Annotated in this window: 19 protein-coding genes, 1 other RNA gene and 1 pseudogene; 12 read left to right on the forward strand and 9 right to left on the reverse strand. The window is 61.2% G+C overall.

From position 1 onward, the window contains the following. Nucleotides 1–161 precede the first annotated feature (161 nt). From ACVW0Y_RS07980 to ligA, 4 genes are all read left to right on the forward strand, one after another. On the forward strand, nucleotides 162–821 hold the full coding sequence (locus ACVW0Y_RS07980; RefSeq protein ID WP_457437368.1) for a GntR family transcriptional regulator: 660 nt from the start codon (nucleotides 162–164) through the stop codon (nucleotides 819–821). A 26-nt stretch (nucleotides 822–847) separates the two neighbouring features. Next, on the forward strand, nucleotides 848–4345 hold the full coding sequence (gene smc / locus ACVW0Y_RS07985) for a chromosome segregation protein SMC (protein ID WP_457437370.1): 3498 nt from the start codon (nucleotides 848–850) through the stop codon (nucleotides 4343–4345). Between the two features lie 200 nt (nucleotides 4346–4545). Beyond that, nucleotides 4546–5373: a cell division protein ZipA gene (zipA, locus tag ACVW0Y_RS07990; protein WP_457437372.1), complete on the forward strand. Its 828-nt coding sequence runs from the start codon at nucleotides 4546–4548 to the stop codon at nucleotides 5371–5373. Between the two features lie 102 nt (nucleotides 5374–5475). Next, a complete protein-coding gene (gene ligA / locus ACVW0Y_RS07995) occupies nucleotides 5476–7848 on the forward strand; it encodes an NAD-dependent DNA ligase LigA (protein ID WP_457437374.1) in 2373 nt (790 codons plus the stop codon). A 119-nt stretch (nucleotides 7849–7967) separates the two neighbouring features. On the opposite strand, the gene ACVW0Y_RS08000 is transcribed toward ligA, so the two are convergent. Beyond that, entirely contained in the window at nucleotides 7968–8246 is a 279-nt protein-coding gene (locus ACVW0Y_RS08000) for an HU family DNA-binding protein (RefSeq protein WP_457437376.1), read from the reverse strand. A gap of 246 nt (nucleotides 8247–8492) precedes the next feature. Between ACVW0Y_RS08000 and ACVW0Y_RS08005 the strand changes: the two are divergent. The 4 genes and pseudogenes from ACVW0Y_RS08005 to ffs form a co-directional block, all read left to right on the forward strand. After that, nucleotides 8493–9221: pseudogene (locus ACVW0Y_RS08005) on the forward strand (MCP four helix bundle domain-containing protein); the annotation flags it as partial. Between the two features lie 201 nt (nucleotides 9222–9422). Then, entirely contained in the window at nucleotides 9423–10127 is a 705-nt protein-coding gene (locus ACVW0Y_RS08010; protein ID WP_457437586.1) for a methyl-accepting chemotaxis protein, read from the forward strand. A gap of 203 nt (nucleotides 10128–10330) precedes the next feature. After that, a complete protein-coding gene (locus ACVW0Y_RS08015; protein ID WP_457437378.1) occupies nucleotides 10331–11755 on the forward strand; it encodes a PAN domain-containing protein in 1425 nt (474 codons plus the stop codon). A 124-nt stretch (nucleotides 11756–11879) separates the two neighbouring features. Continuing rightward, nucleotides 11880–11976, forward strand: an RNA gene (gene ffs, locus ACVW0Y_RS08020) — signal recognition particle sRNA small type. Between the two features lie 244 nt (nucleotides 11977–12220). On the opposite strand, the gene ACVW0Y_RS08025 is transcribed toward ffs, so the two are convergent. Beyond that, nucleotides 12221–12517, reverse strand: a complete 297-nt coding sequence (locus ACVW0Y_RS08025; protein ID WP_457437380.1) for a hypothetical protein — start codon at nucleotides 12515–12517, stop codon at nucleotides 12221–12223. A gap of 253 nt (nucleotides 12518–12770) precedes the next feature. Between ACVW0Y_RS08025 and ACVW0Y_RS08030 the strand changes: the two genes are divergently transcribed. Continuing rightward, nucleotides 12771–12971: a hypothetical protein gene (locus ACVW0Y_RS08030; protein WP_457437382.1), complete on the forward strand. Its 201-nt coding sequence runs from the start codon at nucleotides 12771–12773 to the stop codon at nucleotides 12969–12971. A 216-nt stretch (nucleotides 12972–13187) separates the two neighbouring features. Continuing rightward, complete coding sequence (locus ACVW0Y_RS08035; RefSeq protein ID WP_457437384.1) at nucleotides 13188–13841, forward strand: peroxiredoxin; 654 nt, start codon at nucleotides 13188–13190, stop codon at nucleotides 13839–13841. A gap of 54 nt (nucleotides 13842–13895) precedes the next feature. Here the strand turns inward: ACVW0Y_RS08035 and ACVW0Y_RS08040 are convergent, their stop codons facing one another. From ACVW0Y_RS08040 to ACVW0Y_RS08055, 4 genes are all read right to left on the reverse strand, one after another. After that, the gene (locus tag ACVW0Y_RS08040) at nucleotides 13896–14171 is read right to left on the reverse strand and encodes a DUF3077 domain-containing protein (RefSeq protein ID WP_457437386.1); all 276 of its coding nucleotides are present in this window, start codon (nucleotides 14169–14171) and stop codon (nucleotides 13896–13898) included. 539 nt (nucleotides 14172–14710) lie between these two features. Further along, nucleotides 14711–14902 carry a hypothetical protein gene (locus tag ACVW0Y_RS08045; RefSeq protein ID WP_457437388.1) on the reverse strand — a complete coding sequence of 64 codons (192 nt, stop codon included), beginning with the start codon at nucleotides 14900–14902 and terminating at the stop codon, nucleotides 14711–14713. A gap of 147 nt (nucleotides 14903–15049) precedes the next feature. Beyond that, nucleotides 15050–15802: a hypothetical protein gene (locus ACVW0Y_RS08050; protein ID WP_457437390.1), complete on the reverse strand. Its 753-nt coding sequence runs from the start codon at nucleotides 15800–15802 to the stop codon at nucleotides 15050–15052. Further along, entirely contained in the window at nucleotides 15795–16106 is a 312-nt protein-coding gene (locus tag ACVW0Y_RS08055) for a hypothetical protein (RefSeq protein ID WP_457437392.1), read from the reverse strand. Before ACVW0Y_RS08055 ends, ACVW0Y_RS08050 begins: the two co-directional genes overlap by 8 nt. Before the next feature lie 248 nt (nucleotides 16107–16354). On the opposite strand from ACVW0Y_RS08055, the gene ACVW0Y_RS08060 reads away from it, so the two are divergent. Further along, nucleotides 16355–17053, forward strand: coding sequence for an endonuclease (locus ACVW0Y_RS08060; protein ID WP_457437394.1), 699 nt, complete (start codon nucleotides 16355–16357; stop codon nucleotides 17051–17053). Nucleotides 17054–17059: 6 nt separating this feature from the next. Here the strand turns inward: ACVW0Y_RS08060 and chrA are convergent, their stop codons facing one another. The 3 genes from chrA to ACVW0Y_RS08075 all read right to left on the reverse strand — a co-directional run bounded on the left by chrA (nucleotide 17060) and on the right by ACVW0Y_RS08075 (nucleotide 21219). Further along, complete coding sequence (chrA, locus tag ACVW0Y_RS08065; RefSeq protein WP_457437396.1) at nucleotides 17060–18400, reverse strand: chromate efflux transporter; 1341 nt, start codon at nucleotides 18398–18400, stop codon at nucleotides 17060–17062. A 19-nt stretch (nucleotides 18401–18419) separates the two neighbouring features. Beyond that, nucleotides 18420–19703: an arsenic transporter gene (locus tag ACVW0Y_RS08070; RefSeq protein WP_457437398.1), complete on the reverse strand. Its 1284-nt coding sequence runs from the start codon at nucleotides 19701–19703 to the stop codon at nucleotides 18420–18422. A gap of 121 nt (nucleotides 19704–19824) precedes the next feature. Beyond that, the gene (locus ACVW0Y_RS08075) at nucleotides 19825–21219 is read right to left on the reverse strand and encodes a DUF1254 domain-containing protein (RefSeq protein WP_457437400.1); all 1395 of its coding nucleotides are present in this window, start codon (nucleotides 21217–21219) and stop codon (nucleotides 19825–19827) included. A gap of 113 nt (nucleotides 21220–21332) precedes the next feature. Between ACVW0Y_RS08075 and ACVW0Y_RS08080 the strand changes: the two genes are divergently transcribed. Further along, nucleotides 21333–21917 carry a WG repeat-containing protein gene (locus ACVW0Y_RS08080; RefSeq protein WP_457437402.1) on the forward strand — a complete coding sequence of 195 codons (585 nt, stop codon included), beginning with the start codon at nucleotides 21333–21335 and terminating at the stop codon, nucleotides 21915–21917. Nucleotides 21918–21925: the final 8 nt, after the last annotated feature.

Here is a 21925-nt window from a genome sequence, read left to right on the forward strand (position 1 = left end):
TTGTAGGACAATCTCCTTGCCGAAAGGCCGTTGCCCGACCAACCTTTTGGACGGCAAGCCGCTTGGCTGTAACCGTTGCCCCTGCTAAAAGAGGTAACACGCTGTGTTACACTCGCACCCCGATTGAGCCTGCTCGATAGACCCATTTTCGAAGGAAAACCATGACGTTCAAGGCACCCGACAGTCTCGCTGAGCAGATCGCCCATCATCTGGCCGAGCGCATCATTCGTGGGGAATTGAAAGAGCGTGAGCGGATTCAAGAACAGAAAGTCACCCTGGCGCTGAATGTCAGCCGGGGTTCGGTGCGCGAAGCTTTGTTGATTCTCGAGCGTCGCCACCTGATCACCATCCTACCGCGCCGTGGCGCTCATGTTTCCGAGCTCACGCCGCACAACGTCAAAAGCCTGTATGCCCTGGTAATCGAGCTGTACATCCTGCTCGGCTACGCCGTGGCCGAACGCTGGAAAACCAGCGACGACCTGCAGCCCTTCGTGTTGATTCAGCAGCGCCTCAGCGACAACGCCGCCCAGGGCGATATCGACAGCTTTGTGCAGAGCAGCTTCGATGTGATGCGGGCCGCGTTCCCGTTCGCCAACAACCCGTATTTGCAGGAAACCCTGGAAAACCTGTTGCCGGCGATGAGCCGCACCTATCACCTGGCCCTGGAAAAACGCAAAACCGAGATGAGCCAGTTTCTCAACGCCTTCGCTGGTCTGTTGCAGGCAGTGATTGCCCGCGACCCGGCGCAAGTGCGCGAAACCCTCAGCGCCTACAGCAAACACAATTGCCAGATGGTGCTTGCCGCCATGGCCGAGCGCTAACCCACCGTGGCTAAGGAAGGCGTTCTATGCGGCTGAAGTGCATCAAGCTGGCGGGGTTCAAGTCCTTCGTCGACCCCACCACCGTGAACTTCCCCAGCAATATGGCGGCGGTGGTCGGGCCCAACGGCTGCGGCAAATCCAACATCATCGATGCCGTGCGCTGGGTGATGGGCGAAAGCTCGGCGAAGAACCTGCGTGGCGAGTCGATGACCGACGTCATCTTCAACGGCTCCAACACCCGCAAGCCGGTGACCCAGGCCAGTATCGAACTGATCTTCGACAACAGCGACAGCACCCTGGTCGGCGAATACGCCGGCTACGCAGAGATCTCCATTCGCCGCCGGGTGACTCGCGACAGCCAGAACACTTACTTCCTCAACGGCACCAAATGCCGTCGCCGCGATATCACCGATATTTTCCTTGGTACGGGCCTGGGACCGCGCAGCTACTCGATTATCGAGCAGGGCATGATCAGCAAGCTGATCGAAGCCAAGCCAGAGGATCTGCGCAATTTCATCGAAGAAGCTGCGGGTATTTCCAAGTACAAGGAACGCCGCCGCGAAACCGAAAACCGCATTCGCCGCACCCACGAAAACCTCGCGCGCCTGACCGACCTGCGTGAAGAGCTGGAACGCCAGCTCGACCGCCTGCACCGCCAGGCGCAGTCCGCCGAGAAGTACCAGGAATACAAAGCCGAAGAGCGCCAGCTCAAGGCGCAGTTGTCGGCCCTCAAATGGCAGGCGCTGAACGAACAGGTGGGCCAGCGCGAAGCCATTATCGGCAACCAGGAAATCGGCTTCGAAGCCCTGGTGGCCGAGCAGCGCAACGCCGACGCCAGCATCGAGCGCTTTCGCGACGGACACCACGAACTGTCCGAGCGCTTCAACCAGGTGCAAGGCCGCTTCTACTCGGTGGGCGGCGATATCGCCCGCGTCGAGCAGAGCATCCAGCATGGCCAGCAACGCTTGCGCCAGCTGCAGGACGACCTCAACGAAGCCGAACGCGCGCGTCTGGAAACCGAATCGCACCTGGGCCACGACCGCACCTTGCTCGCCACCCTGGGTGAGGAGTTGGCGGCGCTCGAACCCGAACAGGAGGTCACCAACGCTGCCGCCGAAGAAGCCGCCGCGGCGTTGGAGGAATCCGACAGCGCCATGCAGGGCTGGCAGGGCCAGTGGGACGACTTCAACCAGCGTTCCGCCGAACCGCGCCGCCAGGCCGAAGTGCAGCAGTCACGCATCCAGCAGCTGGAACAGAGCCTGGAACGTCTGGCCGAGCGTCAACGCCGCCTGAATGACGAGCTGGTGCTGCTGTCTGCCGACCCGGAAGACGCCGCCATTCTCGAACTCAGCGAGCAGGTGGCCAGCAGCGAGCTGACCCTGGAAGAACTGCATAGCGCCGAGCAAGCGCTGGTGGAACGCCTGGAACAACTGCGCGGCGAACTGCTGCAAGCCGGCCAGGCCCAGCAGCAGGCGCAAGGTGAGCTGCAGCGCTTGAATGGCCGCCTGGCCTCCCTGGAGGCGCTGCAACAAGCCGCGCTGGACCCGGGCAAAGGCACCGCCGACTGGCTGCGCGAGCAACACCTGAATCAACGCCCACGCCTGGCCGAAGGCCTGCGGGTGGAAGCGGGCTGGGAACTGGCGGTAGAAACCGTACTGGGTGCCGACCTGCAAGCGGTGCTGCTGGATGACCCGCAGCAGCTGTCCAGCCTCGATCTGGCCGGTTTCGAGCAAGGCGACCTGCGCCTGCTCAGCCCGGCCAAAGGCGGCGCGCGGGTGGCTGGCAGCCTGCTGGACAAAGTCGAAGCCAGCGTCGACCTGGCACCCTGGCTGGCCAAGGTCAAACCGGTAGCAAGTCTCGACGACGCCTTGGCCCTGCGCGGCCAGCTGGGCGACGGCGAAAGCCTGATCAGCCGCGACGGCTACTGGGTGGGTCGGCACTTTCTGCGGGTGCGCCGCGCCAGCGAAGCCGAAAGCGGCGTGCTGGCCCGCGGCCAGGAAATCGAACGCCTGGGCCTCGAACGTGACGAGCGCGAAGCCAGCCTGGCCAGCCTCGACGAGCGCCTGCAAGCGCTGCGCGAAACCCAGCAGCAACAGGAAGAAGCCCGCGAGCAGCAGCGCCGCCGTCTGCAAGGCGAAGCGCGCCGCCAGGGCGAGCTGAAGGCGCAACTCTCCGCTGGCCAGGCCAAGGTCGAACAACTGACCCTGCGTCGCCGCCGTCTCGATGAAGAACTCAGCGAGCTGGGCGAACAGCGCGCCATCGAAAGCGAACAACTGGGCGAAGCGCGCCTGCAACTGCAAGACGCCCTCGACAGCATGGCCATCGACACCGAGCAGCGCGAACTGCTGATGGCCCAGCGCGATGCCCTGCGCGAACGCCTCGACCGGGTGCGTCAGGAAGCCCGCCAGCACAAAGATCACGCCCACCAACTGGCGGTGCGTCTGGGTTCGCTCAAGGCTCAGCACGACTCCACGCGCCAGGCCCTGGAGCGGCTGGAACTGCAAGCCGAACGTCTGCACGAGAAACGCGAGCAACTGAACCTCAACCTCGACGAAGGGGCGGCGCCGCTGGAAGAGCTGCGCATGAAGCTGGAAGAGCTGCTCGACAAACGCATGGGCGTGGAAGACGAACTCAAACTGGCGCGTCTGGCCCTGGAAGATGCCGACCGACAACTGCGCGACGCGGAAAAGCGCCGCAGCTCGGCCGAGCAGCAATCACAGCTGCTGCGTACCCAACTCGAACAGCAGCGCATGGAGTGGCAGTCGCTCAATGTGCGGCGCAAAGCCATTCACGACCAACTGATGGAAGATAACTACGACCTGCACGGCGTGCTCGGCACCTTGCCCAGCGAAGCCAACGAAAAGTCCTGGGAAGAAGAGCTGGAGCGCCTGGCGGCGCGTATCCAGCGCCTGGGGCCGATCAACCTGGCGGCCATCGACGAGTACCAACAGCAGGGCGAACGCAAACGTTATCTGGATGCCCAGGACGCCGACCTGGTGGAAGCCCTCGACACCCTGGAAAACGTGATCCGCAAGATCGACAAGGAAACCCGCAACCGCTTCAAGGAGACCTTCGATCAAATCAACGGTGGCCTGCAGGCGCTATTCCCGAAAGTCTTCGGCGGCGGCAACGCCTACCTGGAACTGACCGGAGAAGACCTGCTGGATACCGGCGTAACCATCATGGCGCGCCCGCCAGGCAAGAAGAACAGCACCATTCACCTGCTCTCCGGCGGTGAAAAGGCCCTGACGGCACTGGCCCTTGTATTTGCCATTTTCAAACTCAATCCGGCACCGTTCTGCATGCTCGACGAGGTGGATGCGCCACTGGACGACGCCAACGTCGGCCGTTACGCGCGCCTGGTCAAAGAGATGTCGCAGACCGTGCAGTTCATCTATATCACCCACAACAAGATCGCCATGGAAATGGCCGATCAGTTGATGGGCGTAACAATGCATGAACCTGGCTGCTCACGGCTTGTCGCAGTAGATGTTGAAGAAGCCTTGGCTTTGGTGGAGGCATAACGCGTGCAGCGGTGTAAAGTTGCCTTTCGTCGTGCTAGCTTATTGCCCACTCTTTTTTGTATTCGGGAAATGTCAGTCAGAACATGGAGTTGATACACGCCGTAGAAAGTTGCTGACGAACATTTTTGTTGGGTAGTAGCGTTGAGTCACAGGGCGGATGCCCTTCTTTATTATTATTTTTTCAGGGGCTACAGAATTACATGGAAATCGGTCTGCGTGAGTGGCTGATCGTCATCGGCATCATTGTTATCGCTGGCATTCTTTTCGATGGCTGGCGGCGGATGCGCGGTGGTAAAGGCAAGTTGAAGTTCAAACTGGATCGGAGTTTCTCCAACCTTCCCGACGACGGTGCCCCGGAACTGCTGGGCCCGCCGCGTGTGCTTGAGCGTCACGCCGAACCCAAGATCGAAGAAGAAGACCTGCCGGCGATGAGCCCGCGCGAACTCAATCGTCGTCGCGGCAAAGTGGTGGAACCGAGCCAGGGCGACCTCAACCTGGGCCTCGACGAGCCGGTGCCAACCCTGCTCAACCCGGTTGACGATGAACCGAAAAAACGCAATCCCGCCGTACCGCAAGACAGCCGCGATCTGCCCCCGGTGGAAGAAGTGCTGGTGATCAACGTGGTGGCCAAAGAGGGCGAAGGCTTCAATGGCCCGGCGCTGTTGCAGAACATTCTGGAAAGCGGCCTGCGCTTTGGCGAAATGGATATTTTCCACCGCCACGAAAGCATGGCCGGCAATGGCGAAGTATTGTTCTCCATGGCCAACGGGGTTAAACCCGGCACTTTCGACCTGGACGACATCGACCACTTCAGCACCCGTGCCGTGAGCTTCTTCCTCGGCTTGCCTGGCCCGCGTCACCCGAAACAAGCCTTCGACGTGATGGTGGCTGCCGCGCGCAAACTGGCCCACGAATTGAGCGGTGAGCTGAAAGATGACCAGCGCAGCGTAATGACCGCGCAAACCATCGAACACTACCGCCAGCGCATCGTCGAATTCGAACGCAAGGCGCTGACCAACAAGCGCTGATCCTTCAGCGCGCTACAAATCCGTTTTAATCGAGCAGCTTCGGCTGCTCTTTTTCGTTTTGCCGGCAGGGGACTCGTCGCCTGCTAAATGAGAGCCGCCCGTATGACCGACGCCCAAACCGCCGCCACCCGAATCAGCCAATTGCGCAGTGAGCTGGACCAGCACAACTACCGCTACCACGTGCTGGACGAGCCAAGCATTCCGGACGCCGAGTATGACCGCCTGTTCCATGAGCTCAAGGCGCTGGAAGCCGAGCACCCGCAACTGGTCACCCCTGATTCCCCCACCCAGCGCGTCGGCAGCCTGGCGCTGTCGGCCTTTGGCGAGGTGAAACATGAAGTGCCGATGCTCAGCCTGGGTAACGCCTTCGCCGAAGACGATCTGCGCGACTTCGACCGCCGCGTACGCGAAGGCCTGGCCGATGAGTTGCCGGCCGGCGATCTGTTCGGCGGCGGCGCCAACGTCGAATACAGCTGCGAACCCAAGCTCGATGGCCTGGCCGTCAGCCTGCTGTACCGCGACGGGCAACTGGTGCGCGGTGCCACCCGCGGTGATGGCAGCACCGGTGAAGACATCAGCGTCAACGTGCGCACCGTGCGCAATATCCCCCTGAAACTGCAGGGCAGCGGCTGGCCGGCAGTGCTGGAAGTGCGCGGCGAAGTGTTTATGTCCCGCGCCGGTTTCGAACGCCTGAACGCCAGCCAACTGGAGCAGGGCGGCAAGACCTTCGCCAACCCGCGCAACGCCGCCGCCGGCAGCCTGCGCCAGCTCGACTCGAGCATCACCGCCAAACGCCCACTGGAGTTCTGCTGCTACGGCATCGGCCAGGTGCAGGGCGAACTACCGGATAGCCAGATCGGCATCCTCAACGCCCTCAAGGCCTGGGGCATGCCCATCAGCCGCGAGCTGAAACTGGCCAAGGGCGCTGAGGAGTGCCTGGACTACTACCGCGATATCGGCGCGCGCCGCGATGCGCTGCCCTACGAAATCGATGGCGTGGTGTTCAAGGTCAATAACCTGGCCTGGCAGCGTGAACTGGGCTTCCGTGCCCGCGAACCACGCTGGGCCATCGCCCATAAATTCCCCGCCAGCGAAGAACTCACCGAGCTGCTAGCGGTGGAGTTTCAAGTGGGTCGTACCGGTGCCGTGACCCCGGTGGCGCGCTTGCGCCCGGTGAAAGTGGCCGGCGTGATGGTGGCCAACGCCACCCTGCACAACATGGACGAAGTGACGCGCCTGGGCCTGATGGTCGGCGATACCGTGATCATCCGCCGCGCCGGCGATGTGATTCCGCAGGTGGTGCAAGTGGTGCTCGAGCGCCGTCCCGCCGACGCCCAGCCCGTGCATGTACCGGAAAACTGCCCGGTGTGCGGTTCGCACGTGGAGCGTACGCAACTGGTGAAACGCAGCAAGGGCCGTGAAACCGTCAGCGAAGGTGCGGTATACCGCTGCGTCGGCCGCCTGGCCTGTGGCGCGCAGCTCAAGCAGGCGATCATTCACTTCGTCTCGCGGCGCGCCATGGATATCGAAGGGCTGGGCGACAAGAGCGTCGAACAATTGGTGGACGAAGGCCTGATCCGCTCGCCGGCCGACCTGTACAAACTGACCTTCGAGCAGATCGTCGAACTGGAAGGCTTTGCCGAACTGTCGAGCAAGAACCTGCTGGCAGCCATCGACAACAGCCGTAAACCCGAGTTGGCGCGCTTTATCTACGCCCTGGGCATTCCCGACGTCGGCGAAGAAACGGCCAAGGTGCTGGCGCGTTCGCTGGCCTCCTTGCAGCGGATCAAACAGGCGCTGCCGGAAGTGCTCACCTACCTGCCGGACGTGGGCCTGGAAGTGGCGTATGAAATTCACGAGTTCTTTAGCGACAGCCATAACCAGAGTGTGATCGAACAGCTTGAGCAGGTGCTGGATATCCAGGGCCAGGGCGAACTGGGGGCCGAGTACGCCGCCAGCACCACCCTGGCCGGTTTGCTCGACAAACTGCATATCTCATCCGTTGGCCCAACCGGAGCGAAAACCCTGGCGGCCAAGTTCGATGAGTCGCTGGAAAAAGTGCTGGCCGCCGACTGGCTGGACCTGCGCCAAACCCTCAGCGAGAAACCCGCCAATGCCGTGCGCGACTTTTTCGCCGTGCCCGAGAACCGTGAGCGCGCCCTGAAAATCGAAGCGCAACTGCGCGACTTCGGCATGCACTGGGAAAGCGAAAAACGCGTGGTGGAAGGTTTACCGCTGGCAGGCCAAACCTGGGTACTGACCGGCAGCCTGGAAATCATGAGTCGCGATATCGCCAAGGAAAAACTCGAAAGCCTGGGCGCGAAAGTGGCGGGTTCTGTTTCGGCGAAAACCACCTGCGTGGTGGCCGGGCCGGGGGCGGGCTCGAAATTGGCCAAGGCTGGTGAGCTGGGGGTGAAGGTGCTCGACGAGGCCGAGTTTTTGCAGGCGTTGGGCGGGTACGGGATCGAGGTATAACTCTGCCAACCGAGGTTTGCAGGGATCGCGGCTGAAGCCCCTCCCACAGAAGAGCTCGGTCGTCTGTGGGAGGGGCTTTAGCCGCGATGCTTTGGATCTTTAAACGGCGTCGCGTTGAATCAATTAATCGCGTCGCTCAACGCCTTGGCCGGCACGTACTTGACCACTTTCTTCGCCGCAATCTCGATCGCCTTGCCAGTCTGCGGATTACGGCCGGTGCGGGCCGGGCGGTCGGCCACTTTCAGTTTGCCGATGCCCGGCAGGGTGATTTCGTCGTAGTTCTCCAGCGCATCGCTGACGATCTCGCTCAGCTGTTCCAGTACCGCTTTCACGGTCGCTTTCGACGCGTCGGTGGCTTCGGCGATATCGCTGATCAGTTGGTCTTTGCTCATGGCCATGCGGGTGCTTCCTTAAACGGATTCTTGAAGGGTGTTGCGCGAAAGCCGGCACGCTAGCACAAAAGCCATGGCCAATCAGGCTTGGCGGGCAATTTTCCTCCCCCCTTCAAGCACCGACCAGCAGCGGCCGATAGACAGACAAGCGGGGCGCGCAGCACTGATCTCACTTTGCCTGCACCGCGCCCGATAAAACCGCAGCAAGCGGCTACGCTTGCATCTAGTTGTCCTGTCGTTGGGAGAGTCATCATGCTGCGTCTGTTCGCCGACTTGGGTTTTCGCTGGAAAATCGCCTTGCCAATTCTGGTCCTGGCGGTGTTGTTAGTACTGATGGGGGTACTGGGGGTGCGTGGCATCACCCAGGTGGCCGACTCCAGTAGCAAACTGACCAACCGCTACCTGCCCGCCATCAGCCTGCTGCTGAACGCCGACCGCGACCTGTACCAGGCATTCGTTGCCGAACGCAGCATGCTGGACGAAGGTGCCAGCTCGCATATGGACGGCCTGAAAAGCTCGCACACCGAGAACCTGCAGCAAGCCTACGACCGCGTGCACAAATACGCCGCCATGGACCCCGGCACCGAAGCCAAAGCCCTGGTGACCCAGTTCGACCAAGGCTACGCCATCTGGAAAGCCACCACGCTCAAGGTGGTACAACTCACCAGCAGCGACCCCGACGCCGCCAGCGTGCTGAGTTTCGGCGACAGCGAAAAGCAGTTCGAGAGCATGCGCGATGCCATCGACAAACTCGGTGAGCTGGAAGACAACGCCGCCCACGACGAAGGCAAGTCCGCCATCGCCCAAGGCGCAGAACTCAGCTGGCAACAGGGCGCTATCGTCGCCTTCGGCCTGCTGGTCTGCCTGATTCTGGTGGTTGGCTTCCCGATTCTGGTGACCCGCCCCCTGGAAAACCTGCTGCACCGCATCGAACAGATCGCCGATGGCGACGGCGATTTGCGGGTACGCCTGGATGTACTGTCGCGCGATGAACTGGGCAAGCTCAGCGCCGCCTTCAACCGTTTCCTCGACAAGCTGCAACCGCTGATCAAAGAAGTCGGCCGGGTGACCGGCGAAGTCGCCGCCTCGGCGCAGAACCTGGCTGGCATGGCTGCCGCCAACGACCGTCTGATCAGCAGCGAACATGCCGCCGTTGACCAAGTGAGCACCGCCGCCACGGAAATGAGCGCCGCAGTCAACGAAGTGGCGCGCAACGCGCAGAACGCCGCCGATGCGGCCCGCAGCGCCGAGGTGCAATCGCGCGAAGGTGCCCAGGTGGTCGGTGCCACCATCACCGCCATGCGCCAACTGGCCCATGAAGTGGAAAGCGCCTCCGGCACCATTCAGACCCTGGAACAGGAAACCGCCAATATCGGTGCCGTGCTGGCGGTGATCAAAGGCATTGCCGAACAGACCAACTTGCTGGCCCTTAACGCCGCCATCGAGGCCGCGCGGGCAGGGGAGCAGGGCCGCGGTTTTGCCGTGGTGGCCGACGAAGTACGCGCCCTGGCCGCTCGTACCCAGGACTCCACCAAAGATATCCAGAACATGATCGAGCGCCTGCAAGTGGGCGTGCAGAACGCGGTAAAAGCCATGGATTCGGGCAGCGTCAAAGCCCGCGACAGCGTCGACCGCGCCGCTGGCGTGGACCAGATTCTGTCCGAATCGAGCAACTCGGTTGGCCGCATCAACGACATGGCCGCACAGATCGCCACCGCCTGCGAAGAACAAAGCAGCGTCACCGAAGAGATCGCCCGCAACATCAGCGATATCCGCGACCTCTCCAACGAAGCGGCGGCCACCTCAGAGAAAAGCACCGAGGCCAGTCAGCGGCTTTCCGAACTGTCTTCCGGGTTGGCCAAGCTGGTGGGCAGCTTCCGCGTTTAACAGCATCGCGGCTAAAGCCGCTCCTACAAATTGTGCGATCCGTAGGAGCGGCTTCAGCCGCGATTGGCAGGGCCTGAAAACGCCAATACCCCGCGCCCATAGCCGCCTTCAATACTTACCCCGCAATTTCCATATTGATTTGATAGCCCCGCGGTCATCTGGCTTTTCTACCGTGCGAGCTCCTTCATCGCCTTGGAATTGCCATGAAACCGATCTTCCTGAGCCTCTCATTAGTCGCCTGCTTCCCCCTGTTTGCCCAAGCCAGCGGCCTTGCCGACTTCACCCAGACCCCCAACGCCGCCATCTCCGGCTACAACCGCGAGAACCTCACCGCCGTCACCCCCGCGCAATGCGCCGAGGCCTGCCAAGGCAGCGACCGCTCGGGCTGGTGCGTGTCCTTCGACTTCAATAAAACCACCAGCGCCTGCGACCTCAGCGACAAACGCGCCGAAGACGTCGGCGGGCTGAAAACCGACTACAGCGGCAACCCCTACGACCACTACTCGCTCAAGCCCGACCCACTGAAAGCCTTCGCCCGCGTACCGAACGCCGCCATCTCCGGCTACAACGTGGAAAACCTGAAAAACGTCACCCCCAAGGACTGCGCCAGCGCCTGCACAGACGCCAGCCGCAGCACCTGGTGCAAATCCTTCGACTACAACAAAACCAGCAGCGCCTGCGATCTCAGCGACAAGCGCGCCAGCGACGTCGGCGGGCTGAAAACCAACTACAGCGGCAACCCCTACGACCACTATTTCGTAGTCGATGGCGAAGGGGTCGCCAGCCCCGTGCCTGGCAATAAACACGTGCTGTTTATTGGCATCGACGGCCTGCGCGGCGATGCCCTGTTCTGCGAAGGCTGCGCCGTCACCCCGGCCCTGAGCGCCCTGGCCAACGGCGGCGCGTTTCACCGCAACGTGCTGGCCGGCGGCCCGCAAGACACCGTGAGCGGTCCCGGCTGGGCCACCAACTTCACCGGCTTCTGGGCCGACGCCCACGGCGTGACCAGCAACGCCGAAAACCTGCCGATGCTCAAACCGCACGTCTTCGACCTGCTCAAACAGAGCTACCCCACCGCCACCGTGGGCGTAGTCGGCGACTGGTTCAACATCACCCACAACCTCAAACCCGTGGGTGCCGACTTCGTCGTCGCCAACAGCGCGAAAAACTCACAACAGGCCACCGACACCGTCAAAGGCTGGCTCGGCTGGAAGAACCCGCCCACCGCGATCTTCTACTACCTGCACAACGTCGATATCCACGCCGCCAGCTACGCGCCCCTGAACGCCAACTACCAAAGCAAGATTCGCGGCGAAGACGCACAGATCCAGCAAGTGCTCGACACCCTGGCCGCCCGCCCTGGCTACGCCAACGAAGAATGGCTGATCGTCGTCGCCTCCGACCACGGCGGCCTCAACAGCAGCCACGGCGGGCAGAGTGCAGCGGAGCGCGACACCATCCTGATCCTCAACAACAGCTACCAGAACCCCGGCAAAGTCGCCTACTGCGTCGGCGACCTGAGCGCCACGCCGCTGCTGCAAATCGACGGTGCCACCCCGCATATCCTCGACTTCCTCGGCCTGCCAAACGCCACCGCCGGGCACAAATACCCAGGCTGCGGGTTGTAAGGGCGTGCAACATAAGTGCTTGTAGCGGATGCTTTTTTAAACCGCACGAGGCGGTTGTAAGTTATCGACAAGCCGGTACAATGGCGCGGCCTTCAGCCTTGAAGGCGCGCGTTATGGTGACCCCCATCGGTCCCCCCGCAACGATTACCCGTTAACCTGGTCAGGTCCGGAAGGAAGCAGCCACAGCGGGAACATTGTGTGCCGGGGTGTGGCTGGTGGGGGTTGCCTCCTTCTAGAGTCCCCATTTTTCGAATCCGTTTCCGGCCACTAGGCTTGTACTAGGCAGTAGCCTGCGTTTCTCGAGTCGAGAAAAATCTACCCCACCCCTTTCTGAGCCAGTGCCGAAACGCCTTTTAGTGCCCGAGTTACGCTTATGTGCGTTTTTTCAGGCGAGCACTTTCACTGGGGTCAAGCCAGTTGGGGTTGAGCGATCTTCTTGCGAGGGGGAAGTTGCACGCGGGAGGACTAATCAGACGATGGTCTGGCGGTCAGTTTTTTGATTGTTTCAAGCTCAGCGTGAACGTTGTTGGTACTGCTTAGGAGTTCTTTGAGGTGTCGGTTTGTCTCAGCTGTTTGTTCGTAGATTCCGCTGAGAACGAACCACACACCAGACATAAGGGCACCAATAACGAAACCGATTAAACCGCCAACGACCATCCAACCGGTTCCCTGGCTTGCACCACCTGCAAGGCCAAAAAGTACTAGTAGGATTACAGCCAAACGAGCCAGGGTGTCGTTGAGTTTGATAATGCTGTCTTTCATTGTGTTAGTCCTTTAATCACGTGAATGTGGGCATTCAGCAGCATAGACCACCGCCGTATTCCATCGAGGGTGCGAGAAAACGGGCAGATTGAAGTTAGTTACGCTAACTGCTGCGCGCTGACGCATTTCAGTGACTGCAAAAAACAACCCGCGCAAGCTGTCTTTGCCCGTCGTGCCATCTACTCTTGCGCAAGCAGTGATGCTGACCGCTCCCGCTTTTGAACTGCTACCCGACAGGGCAAGGTACCGTCGAATGAACGATCTCCCTGAAAACGAAAAGCAAGTTGCCCTGGCGGTCATTCGGGAAATGACCAAGTCCAAGCGCAGCCTGCAAGACACGCAGCGCGCCGCTGACGAAGTGCTGAAGGTTTATCGCAAGGTCACGGCACCGAAAGCACCTAACCGTGTGGCCCGGGTGTTTCGGCGTCTGTTGTTACCTTTCGGCAGTTACTGAGTTTTCCCTCCGCGCCCAGCGGGCAATCGCCTCTGCCATGGCGTTCGCCGCTACCGCCGGCACCCTGAACATGCCTTTTTCAATGATGTGGTAAATGCTCGACTGTGACGGACCGGCAACACGCCGATAAATTTCTGCGCTGGTCGGCACGCCAGGTGGTGGGCCAATCCCGGCTACGCTTGTTCGTTCTGCTCACCCATCACGGAGGACTTCCCCATGGCCTTACGCATCAACGACCTGGTCCCGGACTTCAGTGCCGACACCGACCAGGGCCCGATCACCTTTCATGACTTTATCGGTTCCAGCTGGACCATTCTGTTTTCCCATCCCAAAGACTTCACCCCGGTGTGCACCACCGAGTTCGGTGCGGTCGCGCAGTTGGCGGCGGAGTGGGCCAAGCGGGGCACCAAGGTGATTGGCGTTTCCGTGGACGGCGCCGAGTCGCATCAGAAGTGGAAGGGCGATATCGAGAAGGTGTGTGGCGCGCAGGCATCGTTCCCGATCATTGCCGATGAAGGCCTGGTGGTGTCCAAGACCTTCGATATGCTGCCGGCCGAGGCCTATCTGCCGGATGGCCGCACCCCGGCCGATACGGCTACGGTGCGTTCGGTGTTCATCATCGGGCCGGACAAAAAGCTCAAGCTGTCGATGACCTACCCGATGTCGGTGGGGCGCAATTTTGCAGAAGTGTTGCGGGCGCTGGATGCCTTGCAGTTGACCTATAACGTGCCGTTGGCGACGCCGGCGAACTGGGCGGTGGGGCAGGATGTGATTGTCGCCCTGGCGCTTAATGATGAGCAGGCGCGCGAGAAGTATGGGGCGTTGGATATCAAGTTGCCGTATCTGCGCACGGCTAAAGCGCCACAGTAGGTTTGTTGTTAATGCTGAGGCCGCTCTTAGGCGCTAAGAGCGGCCTCGTTGCGTTTACGCGGCGTGCTCTTCGGCGCTTTCGCTTTCGGCTTCGACGCACGCTTGCAAGGTGGCCTTGGCGGCGCTGATCAGAAAGTGGCAGGCGTGGTTGAGCTGCGCTTGGCGCGGGCCTTTGCTGCCGTCTTTTTCCAGGCTCAGGGATTCGGCAACATCCAGCAGGCTATGGGCGCTGTCCAGGGCATCGGCCACGGGAATGCCGGGCTGTACCGCAAACAGCGATTGGCGCGCATCGCCGCACAGGTGGTAGGGAACGCGGACGGTTTTAACCATGGCGCACCTCCACAGGCAGGTGGGGGAAGGGTGGGGAGGGGATTAATACGGGGTGTACGTATTTCATAGGTGTAACTCCACTACTAGGTTTGGGAGCTGTCACCAGTCGCTGCTAACGAAGAGGGTGGCAGCCGTACGCGGGTTAGCAGACCGGTTAGTAGTCACCCGGCGCACCCGAAGGTGCCCCACGCACGACCGCCATAAGAGGAGACAACAAACACAAAGCATGTTTGTTGATTCGATTGGAGGACTTGCGAGCGTACTACTTAACCCGAGCTGCTAAACCCGTATCGCTGAGTTATTCAGCGACGGCTGGACTATAGAAGCGCGCTCGACAGGCCCACAACCCGCAACGCAAGCGTTGCGACGTTTCCTACGGCACAAGCATCCTAGCCGGGTGGCTATGGTTCGGCAAAGTGATCGGTGGTGAAAACAATCGAGGCCAAAGCCTTTCCCAGCACGACCACGCATGCCCGTGTGGAATAGCCTTCAGCCCCGATTTTTTGGGTTTTCAACGTCGGTAATGCGGCAATTTGGACTTACAGCCACCCCAGGCCATTGGCTATCAAACCCACAAACACCAGCGCCACGACCACCAGTAGTGCGCCAGTCAGGATGCGGGCAATGCGGCGGTTTTGCTGGTTGATTTCGCTGACATCATTGGCGATTTCATCGAGATTGCGGCGGATGTTTTCGAATTGAGTTTCGAGTTTTTTTTCGGGCGGTTCCACGCCGTTACCTCCACAGGGTTTAGTGCTCGCCAGTATCGCTAAAAAGCAGCGCGGCTGAAGCCGCTGCTGCATAGATTGCATTGTTTGGTGGGGGGGTGTTCGAAAAGGGCGCGCGACCTACTTGCCGCCGCTGCGGGCGAGGAGGGCTTACAGCCAGCCAAAGCCTTTGGCCATCAGCCCGGCCATACCCAGTGCAACCGCTATAAGGGCCCCGAACAGAATGCGGAAATCTTCGCGCATTTCGGTTCTGACGGATTTTGCCTCACTTTGGATTTCACTTCTGACGGCTTTGAACTCGCCGTGCACTTCGGTTTTGGCCGCTTCGAAGCCGTCGCGCATCTCGGTTCTGACGGCTTTGAACTCGCTTTGCACTTCGGTTTTGGCCGCTTCGAAGCCGTCGCGCATCTCGGTTCTGACGGCTTTGAACTCGCTTTGTACTTCGGTTTTTGCCGTTTCGAAGCCGCCGCGCATCTCGGCTCTGACGGCTTTGAACTCGCCGTGCATCTCGGTTCTGACCGATTCGAGCCCCTCGTGCATTTCGGTTCTGACGGCTTTGAACTCCTCGTGCATCTCGGTTCTGACGGCTTTGAACCCCTCATGCATTTCGGTTCTGACCGCTTTGAATTCGCCCTGCATGTCATTCCTGACCGCTTTGAATTCGTCGCGCATTTCCTTTCTGCTTTCTCTTACGTCTGTGACGACGCTATCGAGATCGCGGCGGATATATTCGAAATGGGATTCGAGTTTTGCTGTACGCGCTTCCACGTCCGTATCCCCAGCTGGTTCATTGCTCCGGCCAGTATGGTGGCCGTCAACGTTGCTGTCATCGTCATGATTTTTTTCTTGCTGGTACCTGAGTTTGGTTAAAGCCACTTGGACCCTGGTGCTTACGTTACTCATCAGCGCCTCCTAAGTGGTTCGTGGGATCGAAGGCAATGTTGTCGATTTCAGCCACAGCCTGGTCAAAGCTGCTGATCAATTCATCGATGGTTTTCAGAGCCTTTTCTGCCGCTACCTGGGTATCCCGGGAGACGTTTTTCTCATTTTTTACAGCCGTGGCCAAGTCAAGTAAGGCGCTGGTTTGGATGATGCTGATCGTATAAAGCCGAGCAATCTGCTCCCTCACGTCGCTGCCAAACTCTTTTAGGAGTTTCTGTGTCTTGCTATCCATGCGGTGCTCTCCGGCGTGAGCCAGTTTGGTCATTTGGGCAGCCTCCAAAATGGGCTGTGCCGAGAACGCTACGGCGCTAATGAAGCCTTGGCTGCAAGATGCGTTGGGCGAAAGTGTGGGAATCGGGCTGATGCGGGGTGTGCACAGGCGGCACCGGTGAGCTGCCGCTGGTAGCTAATTCGCCACCATTGAATAGTCCTACAGGTTTGTAGGAAGATTACGAAATGCCTGTATGCACATACAGGTTTTGTGGTCTTTCTCGCTGCCAAGGACACGCCCCGATGTCGCGTTGTTTGTTTCTGCTGTGCCTGTTGTTCGCCACCACCTTCACCACCACTGCCCACGCCGCCGCCCCCCGCACCTTTGCCGAAGCCAAGAAGGCCGGTTGGAAGCTGTATGCCGCCAACCCGGTGGAGTTTTATTGCGGCTGCCGTTTCACCGGTAACAAGGTGGATTTGCAAAGCTGCGGTTATGTGCCGCGCAAAAATGCCCAGCGTGCGTCGCGTATCGAGTGGGAGCACATTGTGCCGGCCTGGGTGATTGGCCATCAGCGGCAGTGTTGGCAGAAGGGTGGGCGCTCCAATTGCGCCCGCTCCGATCAGGCCTATCGCCTGGCCGAAGCCGATTTGCACAACCTGGTACCCAGCGTGGGCGAGGTCAATGGCGACCGCAGTAACTTCGGCTATGGCTGGTTGCCGCAAAAACCCACGCAGTACGGCGCCTGCCCGATGGTGGTGGATTTCAAGGCGAAAAAAGCCATGCCGCGCCCGCAGGTGCGCGGCATGGTGGCGCGTACCTATTTCTATATGAGTGAGCGTTATGGCCTGCGTTTGTCCAAGCAGGACCAGCAGATGTACGCGGCATGGAACAAGCAGTACCCGGTGAAGCCCTGGGAGCTGGCGCGCAATCAGAAAGTGGCGTGCGTGATGGGGCGCGGCAATCCCTATGTCGGCAAGGTGGATCTCAAGGCCTGCCGCTGAGCCTGGTTACCACAGGTGTACGGCCAGGCCGAGGGCGGCGCAGCTGGCCAGCACTTCGATCACCCCGCGCTTGAGGCGGAACAGGGCCAGAAATGCCCACAGGGCGATCAGCAGTGACGGCCAGTCCAGCTGCCCGGCAAAGCCCTGGGGCCAGAACACGTGGTAGGCGAAGAACAGCGCCAGGTTGACGATCACTCCTACCACGGCGGAGCTGATGGCGGTCAATGGCGCGGTAAAGCTCAGTTGGCCATGGGTGGATTCCACCAGCGGGCCGCCGATCAGAATAAAGAGAAACGACGGCAGAAAGGTAAACCAGGTAACCAGGCAGGCGGCCACGGCACCGGCGAGAAACAGTTGGTCCGGGCCGAATACCTGCTTGGCAAAGCCGCCGACGAAGGCGACAAAGGCCACCACCATAATCAGCGGCCCAGGGGTGGATTCGCCCAAGGCCAGGCCGTCGATCATCTGCCCGGGCGTCAGCCAGCCATAGTGGTTGACCGCGCCCTGGTAGATATACGGCAGCACCGCGTAGGCGCCGCCAAAGGTCAGCAGCGCGGCCTTGGTAAAGAACCAGCCCATTTGCGTCAGGGTGCCCTGCCAGCCGAACAGTGCGGTGAGCGCCGCCATGGGCAGGCTCCACAGCACGCCGCCCAGCGCCAGCAGTAGCACCAGGCGCGGCCAGCGAAAGCGTGCGTGGGCGGGGGTGGGCGTGTCGTCGTCGATCAGCGCCACGCCGTAAGACTGCTGCGCGCCTTTGGCATGGCCGCCGAGGTTGAAGCTCTGCGGCCGCCACTTGCCGCCCAGCCAGCCCAGCACGCCGGCACCGAGCACAATCAACGGAAAGGGCGCGTGCAGGGCGAAGATCGCCACAAAGGCTGCGCCGGCGATGCCCAGTAGCCAGGGATTTTTCAGGGTGCGCGAGCCGATGCGGTGGGCGGCGTGCACCACAATCGCGGTGACCGCCGGCTTGATGCCGTAGAGCAAACCGGCCAGCGCCGGGGTTTCGCCAAAGCTCACATAGGCCCACGACAGGCCGATCAATAGCACCAGCGAGGGCAGCACAAACAGCCCGCCGGCAATCACGCCACCCCAGGTGCGGTGCATCAGCCAGCCGATATAGGTGGCCAGCTGCTGGGCTTCCGGGCCGGGCAGCAGCATGCAGTAGTTCAGCGCATGGAGAAAACGCCGCTCGGACAGCCAGCGCCGCCGCTCCACCAGTTCCTGATGCAGCAGGGCGATTTGCCCGGCCGGGCCGCCAAAGCTGACGAAGCCCAATTTCAGCCAGAACCAGAAGGCCTGGCCGATGCTGACCGGTTGAGGGGCTTGCGACTGCGCGGCTTCGCTCATGCATCCATTCCTTGTGCGGTTACCAACTCAAACGCAGGGCCAGGGCCGCCAGGGTGATCAGCAGCACCGGCAAGGTGAGCACAATGCCGACCTTGAAGTAATAGCCCCAGGTGATGCGAATGCCTTTGCGCGCCAGCACATGCAGCCACAGCAGGGTGGCCAGGCTGCCGATGGGGGTGATTTTCGGGCCCAGGTCGCAGCCGATCACGTTGGCGTAGATCATCGCCTCGCGCACCAGGCCGGTGGCGGCGGAGTCTTGAATCGACAGGGCACCGATCAGCACGCTGGGCAGGTTATTCATCACCGATGACAACAGGGCGGTGGTCAGCCCGGTGCCGAGGGCGGCGGCCCACAGGCCCTGCTCGGCGAACAGGTTCAGCAGGTGCGTGAGGTAGGCGGTGAGGCCGGCGTTTTTCAGGCCGTACACCACCAGGTACATGCCCAAGGAAAACACCACGATCTGCCATGGCGCATCGCGCAATACGCGGCGGGTGGAAATCACATGGCCATGGGCGGCCACGGCATACAGGGCCGCGGCACAGACGCCGGCAATCACGCACACCGGAATGCCCAGCGGCTCCAGGGCGAACAGGCCGACCAGCAACACCACCAGCACCGCTACGCCGACCATAAAGGTCGGCCGGTCGCGAATGGCGGCACTGGGCAGCTTGAGGTCTGCGGTGGCGTAGGCCAGGGGAATATCCCGGCGAAAGAACAGATACAGCACGGCCAGGGTGGCGACCACGCTGACCAGATTCACCGGCACCATCACCGCGGCGTAGTCGTTAAAGCTCAGCTTGAAGTAGTCGGCCGAAACGATGTTCACCAGGTTCGAAACCACCAGCGGCAGGCTGGCGGTATCGGCGATAAAGCCGGCGGCCATGACAAAGGCCAGGGTGGCGGCGGGGGAGAAGCGCAGCGCCAGCAGCAGGGAAATCACGATGGGGGTCAGAATCAGCGCCGCGCCGTCGTTGGCAAACAGCCCGGACACCGCCGCCCCCAGCAGCACGGTAAAGGCAAACAGCCGCCGGCCATTGCCCCGCGCCCAACGGGCCACATGCAGCGCGGCCCATTCGAAAAAGCCGGCCTCGTCGAGAATCAGGCTGATGATGATCAGGGCAATAAAGGTCGCCGTGGCATTCCACACGATTGCCCACACGGTGGGGATGTCGTGCGGGCCCACCACCCCGAATGCCAGGGCCAGCAGGGCACCAATGCTGGCCGACCAGCCGACGCCGAGGTTTTTGGGTTGCCAGATAACGAGGAGCATGGTGAAGGCGAAGATGGCGAAGGCGACCAGCATGGGGTTACTCAAGTAAGAAGATCAAAAACATCAAGGCTGAAGCCTCCCACCGATTATGAATTCTCGTAGGAGCGGCTTTAGCCGCGATTCCTGCAAACGCCAAAACCAACGGGCTGCACAGTCAGGGCAGCACTGTAATCGCAGGCGGCTTCCATTGCCCAGTGGCCGCTTCCGGTTTCGGGTCGTATAGCCGCAGCACGCCATAAAACGGCCCCGGCGGCACCGGCAGCCAGTTGCTTTCCATGGCGATGCCGGGGCTGACCCGTTGCAGATGCAGGGTCAGGCCGCCATCGGGGTCGCGTTGCAGGCGGTCGAGCATGCGTGAGTTGACCAGGTAGCGGTTCAGGCGGTTGTCGATCAGCAATTTGCTGGTAGCGTCGTACAAGGTCAGTGACCAGAAGGCATTCGCTGGCGGCAACTGGTCCTTGGCAAAGTGCAGGCTGTAGCGGGTGCGCAGGCCATTGAGCGGGCGTTGGTATTCGTCGTTGAAATAGCCGATGAAATCGGCTTCTTCCGCCGAGGCCGCGAACAGCCCCAGGGCCGCGCCGGCATAACGCGCCAGGTAATTGTTGGCCAGGTGCTGACGGTCGCCGAACAACTCGTTGGTCGGTATCTGCCCACTGTCCACTTCGGCGCTTTTAAAGGTGGCGAATTCGTCGCGGGCTTCATCGATACCGGTTTGCAGCGCGTTGTATTGGCTCGGGGTCAGGCGGTCGGGGTAAAACTTCTGATCGCTGTCGATGCCGATGCGCGCCAGGCGCCGGCGCAAGGCCACTTCAGTGGGGTGCGGCGGGGCGAATTGCAGAAGGAAATCCATCAGCCGGAACACATCCGGCGTCGGCTTGGCGTCGGGGCTGGGCACCGGCCAGTCGAGCCTGGCCGCCGTGGGCCGCGCTTCCAGCTTCAGGTAGCTGCTCAGGGTTTGCAGGGCGTATCCCTGCTGCACCTGGCGCATTTTGGCCATGTCGCGGGCTTCGAACAGCTGGGTGCGAAACAGCGCATAGACCAGGCTGGTTTCACTGCGCAGCACCTGGTCGATGTTCTCCGGCGTTGGGCCATCCCAGTCGGGCCCGGCGAGCAGATAGCGGCCACCCTTGTGACCGGTGGTGCGGCTGCCGAGGTAGGCAAAATTGTGGGTGAACAGGTCGGTGAGCTGCACCGAGTAATAGCGCTCGCTGTCCACCGCCGGCAGGCTGAGGATGATCGGCTCGGCGCGCAGGTCGAGCCAGGCGAAGGAATAACGGGTGTCGGGAATCGGCGACTGCACCGCGGTGGTCTTGCTGGTATAGACGTCGTTGTTATGGGCGATGCGGTTGAACGGTGCCTGGTAGGCAGTGCTCTCGGTATCCACCGCCTGGATATAGAGGGTTTTGTACAGCTCCAGCATCGGATAGCCATAGATATAGGCCTCCTTGGCGATGGCCTCGGCCTCCAGCGGCTCGACCTTGACCTCGGCGTGGGCACTAACGGCGAACAACAGCGCAAGGTAAAGAGCGGGGCGGGCGAGTGATTTCATGCAGAGCGCCTGTTGGGGGTGAGGGCGGTTTCACAGGTTGGCCGCGCTACCATTGTCGATCTCCCTGGCATCAGGGATAAAGAACGGCATTGGGCAACTGGGGTTCCGTGTATATGTCTAGCATTCCCACCGCCGTCCTGCGCCTGGCTTTGCTGTTGGGGCTGATAAACAGCGCACAGGCTGAAGACTTTGCCTTGTCCTGTTTCTACAGCGCTGCCGACCGGGATGAGGGGCTGGCCGAGCATCCGCACTGCGCGCGCCTTGACGGCGACACCTATCGCCTGGCCCCCGACCACCTGCAGCGCCTGAGCTTCGACGCCAACGGCCTGGCCAGTGCCGCCATCGACGGTGCCATGTTCTATATCAAGCCCAGCGGCGCGACCCTCAAGGTGCTGACGTTCGACAACGGCGCGGACTACTTCGAAGAAGGCCTGACGCGCGCCTGGGTCCACGGCAAGGTCGGTTACTACGACAAAGACTTCAACCAGGTGATTGCGCCGATCTACGACTGGGGCACGCCGTTCGCGGATGGGCGCGCCGAGGTGTGCCAAGGCTGCAGCCGCGGCCCATCCGATGGGGATGGGCATTGGGCGATGGGTGGCGGTAAGTGGGGGGTGATTGATCGTAGCGGCAAGCTGGTTGAGCCGTTGCAGGGCGGCGACACTGGCGCTGTTCCCGGGGTCGCGCCCAAGCCCTGAGGGGCCGC

The organism is Pseudomonas sp. TE3786, from assembly GCF_054057335.1.